General features: G+C 62.0%; 4 protein-coding genes and 1 pseudogene. 2 read left to right on the top strand and 3 right to left on the bottom strand.

The genetic code is table 11. The features are described from left to right. Window positions 1-312 precede the first annotated feature (312 nt). Window positions 313-1,401 (top strand): annotated as a pseudogene (locus ACF8GF_RS23405) (methyl-accepting chemotaxis protein); the annotation flags it as partial. 150 nt (window positions 1,402-1,551) lie between these two features. Then, the gene (locus tag ACF8GF_RS23410; RefSeq protein WP_392487669.1) at window positions 1,552-2,256 is read left to right on the top strand and encodes a methyl-accepting chemotaxis protein; all 705 of its coding nucleotides are present in this window, start codon (window positions 1,552-1,554) and stop codon (window positions 2,254-2,256) included. A 109-nt stretch (window positions 2,257-2,365) separates the two neighbouring features. Here ACF8GF_RS23410 and ACF8GF_RS23415 read toward each other — a convergent pair whose 3' ends face one another. The 3 genes from ACF8GF_RS23415 to ACF8GF_RS23425 all read right to left on the bottom strand — a co-directional run bounded on the left by ACF8GF_RS23415 (window position 2,366) and on the right by ACF8GF_RS23425 (window position 4,932). Then, the gene (locus tag ACF8GF_RS23415) at window positions 2,366-3,100 is read right to left on the bottom strand and encodes an amino acid ABC transporter ATP-binding protein (RefSeq protein WP_003249271.1); all 735 of its coding nucleotides are present in this window, start codon (window positions 3,098-3,100) and stop codon (window positions 2,366-2,368) included. Further along, a complete protein-coding gene (locus ACF8GF_RS23420) occupies window positions 3,093-4,055 on the bottom strand; it encodes an amino acid ABC transporter permease (RefSeq protein ID WP_209969536.1) in 963 nt (320 codons plus the stop codon). Before ACF8GF_RS23420 ends, ACF8GF_RS23415 begins: the two co-directional genes overlap by 8 nt. Window positions 4,056-4,134: 79 nt before the next feature. Then, window positions 4,135-4,932: a transporter substrate-binding domain-containing protein gene (locus tag ACF8GF_RS23425; protein ID WP_033730273.1), complete on the bottom strand. Its 798-nt coding sequence runs from the start codon at window positions 4,930-4,932 to the stop codon at window positions 4,135-4,137. Window positions 4,933-5,093 lie beyond the last annotated feature (161 nt).

The raw sequence follows: 5,093 nt of genomic DNA on the forward strand, positions 1-5,093 counted from the left end.
TCCACCCGCCGTTCACCGTTGCCGCCACCACCGTATTCGCGGGTAAACCCGCTCCTACACACATGCACAGGCCGTCGTAGGAGCGGGTTCACCCGCGAATGGGCCAGGCCTGCTGGCCAATCTCCACCAGCCGCTCGCCGTTGCCGCCGCCACCGTATTCGCGGGCAAACCCGCTCCTATGTATCCTACTGTTCGCGGCGAAATTTCCTACTTGATTATCAGGTCAAGTCCTACAGCTCCGCAGCCGATGGGCAGAGATGTGATGCCAGCCATGCGCCTGCATCCTTTCTCTCACTCGCTCGGAGATTCCCCATGCTTGGCTCCCTCAACCGCAAGCTCGGCAACATCAGTGTCGCCGCCAAGCTGGCCCTCGGCTTCGCCGTGGTCCTGCTGCTCACCCTGGCCACCACCATCACCGGCTGGCGTGCCCTGGATGGTGCCATCGTGCGCTCACAGCAACTCAGCGAAATAGGCCTGATCAACGACCTGACAAAAGACCTGCGCGCGGAACGCATCACCTACCGCGTGCTCAACGACGATGCCAGCAGAGCGCGCATCAGCAACATCCTCGACCAGCTCAACAGCATGCTGTCCACCCTGCAGCAACGCAGCAACGTCGATGAGTCACGGCAACTGCTGACGGAAAAAATGGCACTGTTACAGCGCCTGCGCGACAACTTCAGCGAACTGCAGCGCAGCGTCGCCAGCCGTGTGGCCCTGCGTGAAGCCCTGCAGTCGCAGGAACATGCACTCAGCGAGGCGATTGACGAACTGCAGACCCAGGCCTTGCTGAAAATGCCTGACGACAGTCAGCAAAGTGGCGTGCTGGGCCTGATGGACACCCTCAGCCGGCATGTCGAAGGTGCCAATCAGCAAAGCCTGGTTCCAGCCTACACCTTCGTCCCGGTCGAGGATTTTGCCAAAGTCGGTGATAGCGCCCTGGACGCCGCCGACAGTAGCCTTGCGCAACTGCTTGAAGGCCTTGCGCCGCTGAGCTTGCCACGTGCCATCAGTGAGCAACCCGGTGCCGAGCTGAGCAAGTACCGCGCCAGCCTGGATCAGTACCGCCGCGCCGCCGTACGTGTCGAGCAGTTGCAGAACAACATGGAAAACATGGGCAACGAGCTGCGAACGGTGAGCCTCGAACTGGGCAAACGCAAGGTCGAACAACGCGACAGAGAGGCCCTGGCCGCCCGGTCGCTGCTGACCAGTGTGGCACTGCTGGCAATGGTGGTAGGGGCGCTGGCCGCCTGGCTGATCACCTTGCAGATCACCCAGCCGCTGCGCCAGACGCTGGCTGTGGCCGCCCGCATCGCCAAGGGTGACCTGAGCCAGGTTGATACCGTGCAACGCCGCGACGAAATGGGCCAGCTGCAAACCAGCATGCGCGAGATGACCTTGAGCCTGCGCGAGCTGATCGGTGGCATCGATCAGGGTGTCGGTCAGCTGTCACAGGCCGCCACGCAGTTGGCGGCCAGTAGCGAAGACACCAAGCTGCGCATCAATCAGCAGCGCGAGGAAACCGACCAGGTGGCCACTGCCATGAACCAGATGAGCGCCACCGTGCAGGAAGTGGCACAGAACGCCGAACAAGCCTCGCTGGCCGCGACCAACGCAGACCAGCAGGCGCAGGTGGGTGACCAGGTAGTCTCCGAAGCCATCGGCCGTATCGAACAACTGGCCGGGCAGATGGACCATTGCCTGGCGGCCATGCAGCACCTGGCAGGCGAGAGCCAGCGGATTGGCAGCATCCTCGATGTGATCAAGTCGGTGTCTGAACAGACCAACCTGCTGGCGCTGAACGCAGCGATCGAAGCCGCACGGGCCGGTGAGGCCGGGCGCGGCTTTGCCGTGGTGGCCGATGAGGTGCGTGGCCTGGCCCAGCGCACGTCGACGGCGACCGAGGAGATCGGCCAACTGATAGACAGTCTGCACAACGGTACCGACGAAGTGACCCGCTTGCTGGACAGCAGCAAGAGCCTGACCGAACAGAGCGTGGATCTGAGCCGTAGAGCCGGGCACGCGCTGAGCCAGATCACCGACACGGTGTCGAGCATTCAGGGCATGAACCAGCAGATCGCCACCGCCAGTGAAGAGCAGAGCGTGGTGGCCGAGCAGATCAATCGAAGCGTGATCAATGTGCGGGATGTCTCGGATCAGACCAGTGCCGCCAGTGAGCAGACAGCAGCCTCGAGTGGAGAGCTGGAGTATCTGGGGCAGCAATTGCGGGGGATGGTGGGGCGGTTCAGCATCTGACATCACGTCGCCCTCTTCGCGGGCAAGCCCGCTCCCACAGGTACAGCACCCCCTTCAAGGCAGTGATGGACATGCAGGGGCGGGCTTGCCCGTGAAGAAACCGGCGCGGTTACAGCACCTGGCGCAGGAATGCCTGCGCACGCGGGTCTTTCGGCGCAGCGAAGAACGCGGCCGGGGCCGAGTCTTCCAGCAGTTTGCCGTGGTCGAAGAACAGCACGCGGTCGGCCACTTCACGGGCAAAGCCCATTTCGTGGGTGACGCAAACCATGGTCATGCCTTCCTGGGCCAGGGTCTTCATCACGTCCAGCACCTCACCGACCATTTCCGGGTCGAGCGCCGAGGTCGGCTCGTCGAACAGCATCACTTTCGGGTCCATCGCCAGGGCCCGGGCAATCGCTACCCGCTGCTGCTGACCGCCAGAAAGCCGGGACGGGAATTCGTTGGCCTTCTGCGCAATACCGACCTTTTCCAGCAGCGCCCGGGCCTTGGCCTCGCGGTCAGCCTTGTTGCGCTTGCGCACCACCTTCTGCGCCAGGCACAGGTTTTCCAGCACGGTCATGTGCGGAAACAGGTTGAAGTGCTGGAACACCATGCCGACTTCGCGGCGATAGGCATTGATGTCGGTCTTGGGGTCGGCCAGTTGCAGGCCATCGATGGCCACATGGCCTTGGTCGAAATGCTCCAGGCCGTTGAGGCAGCGCAGGAACGTCGACTTGCCCGACCCCGATGGCCCGAGCACCACCACCACTTCGCCCTTGGCGACCTGAGTGGTGACGTTATCCACAGCCCTTACCACCTGGCCACGGGTGTCGAAGACTTTCAGCAGGTCACGGACTTCAATCACTTTGCGCAAGCCTCCGCTCGAGCCGGCTGGCAATGTGCGACAGCGGCAGGTTGATCAGCAGGTACAGGCCTGCCACGCAGAACCAGATCTCGAAGGTTGAGAACGAGGTGGTGATGGCCTCACGGCCACTCTTGGTCAGTTCGGTGATGGCGATCACCGACACCAGCGAGGTGTCCTTGACCAGGCTGATGAACTGGCCGGCCAGGGGCGGCAGCACGCGCTTGAACGCCTGCGGCAGAATCACATGGCGCATCGACTGGCCAGCGTTCAGGCCCAGCGACCGCGCAGCCTCGTTCTGGCCCTTGGCGATCGACTGCACGCCAGCACGGACGATTTCGGCCACGTAAGCACCGGTGAACAATGCCAGTGCCGCCACCCCGGCAAACTCGCGGGACAGGTTGAGCACGGTGCCGATGAAGAAGTAGAAGATGAAGATCTGTACCAGCAGCGGCGTGCCGCGCACCAGTTCGACATACACGGTCGACAGGTCGCGCAGGGTCGGGTTGTTGGACAACCGGCACAATCCGGCGAACAGGCCGATCACCAGGCCCAGCGCCCCGGACACCACCGAGATCCACAAGGTGGTCCACAGGCCCCACGCAAGCGGGCCAGCGGCCCAGTGGCGGGTTACGCCAATCTGGTCGCCTTCGGCAACATCGTCGCCGCGGCTGAGTTGCAGGCTGTCCTTGGCCACATCGAGTACTTGCTCGGCACCACTTTCATCCTTCAGCGTGACGCGGGCGTTGTCACCGGAGATGACGATTTCCTGCACAGTGCCGTAACCGGCAGCGCGTTGTGCGTCCTCGGCCTTGTAGGCGAAGTACTGCGGTACGCGGTTCCAGCGCCACTCGTAGGAAATCATCGAGGTGGCCATGTAAAGGCTGAGCGCCAGGCCCACCAGGACCAGGGCGGTCAACCCATGCCAGGGCCACTGGGCTTTCTTGTGTTTGATCACGTGGGGTACTTCCGTAAATGCGAACGCGCAGGGTTTGCCTGCGCGTCGGGGTCATAAAGCCGGGCTTGTGGCCTGGGCCTTATTCCATTTCCTTCAGCCAGTCCTTGTTCTTGAACCACTTGTCGTGAATACGATCGTAGGTCCCGTCGTGCTTGATCTGGTGCAGGAAGTTGTTGATGAAGTTGATGCTGTCGTAGTCGCCTTTCTTCAGGCCGAAGGCCAGCGGCTCGTAGGTGAAGGGCTCGTCGAGGAACAGCAGCTTGCCGGCGCCAGCTTTATCTACCGCCACCACGTTGTACGGCGCGTCATAGACAAAGGCGTCAGCCTTGCCGTTGACCACGTCCATGACCGCTTCCTGTTCGTTGTCGTAGCCGTGGTACTTGGCTTTGCTGATCAGCTTCCTGGCGACCATTTCACCTGTGGTGCCCAACTTGGAAGTGAGGCGGTACTTCTCGTTGTTCAGGTCTTTGTACGACTTGATCTCGCCAGCCAGTTCCTTGCGGATCAGCAGGGTCTGGCCAACCACGATGAAGGGTTCGCTGAAGTTCAGGCGCAGGTTGCGCTCCTGGGTCAGGGTCATGCCGCTGCCGATCATGTCGAACTTGTCGGTCAGCAGGGCCGGGATGATGCCGTCATAGGCGGTGGACACAGCCTCGAACTTGACGCCCATGGACTTGGCCATGGCCTTGAGGATATCGACTTCGAAGCCGATGATTTCGCCACGTTTGTTGGTCATCTGGAACGGCATGTAAGTCGGATCCATGCCCACCCGCAGGGTGCCGCGCTTGACCGCGTCATCGATGGCGCCCGCCTGGGCCGCAGTCACGGCGACCAGGGCGGTCACACCGACCAGCAGTCGCGAAAGGTATTTCTTGATCATCACCAAGTCCCCTAGCAATAAAAGTAGCGAATCTTATTGTGTTGGCACGGCCGTACTGGCCGAAGCGTCGTATCGGAGAGGGATGCTAACGCATGGCGGCCCGAGGACCTAGAGCCGCGGGGGGACTTTGTTGGCCAAAATGGGGGGCTAGGGCAAAA

It is taken from the genome of Pseudomonas sp. yb_5, assembly GCF_043103865.1.
GTDB lineage: Bacteria > Pseudomonadota > Gammaproteobacteria > Pseudomonadales > Pseudomonadaceae > Aquipseudomonas > Aquipseudomonas putida_Y.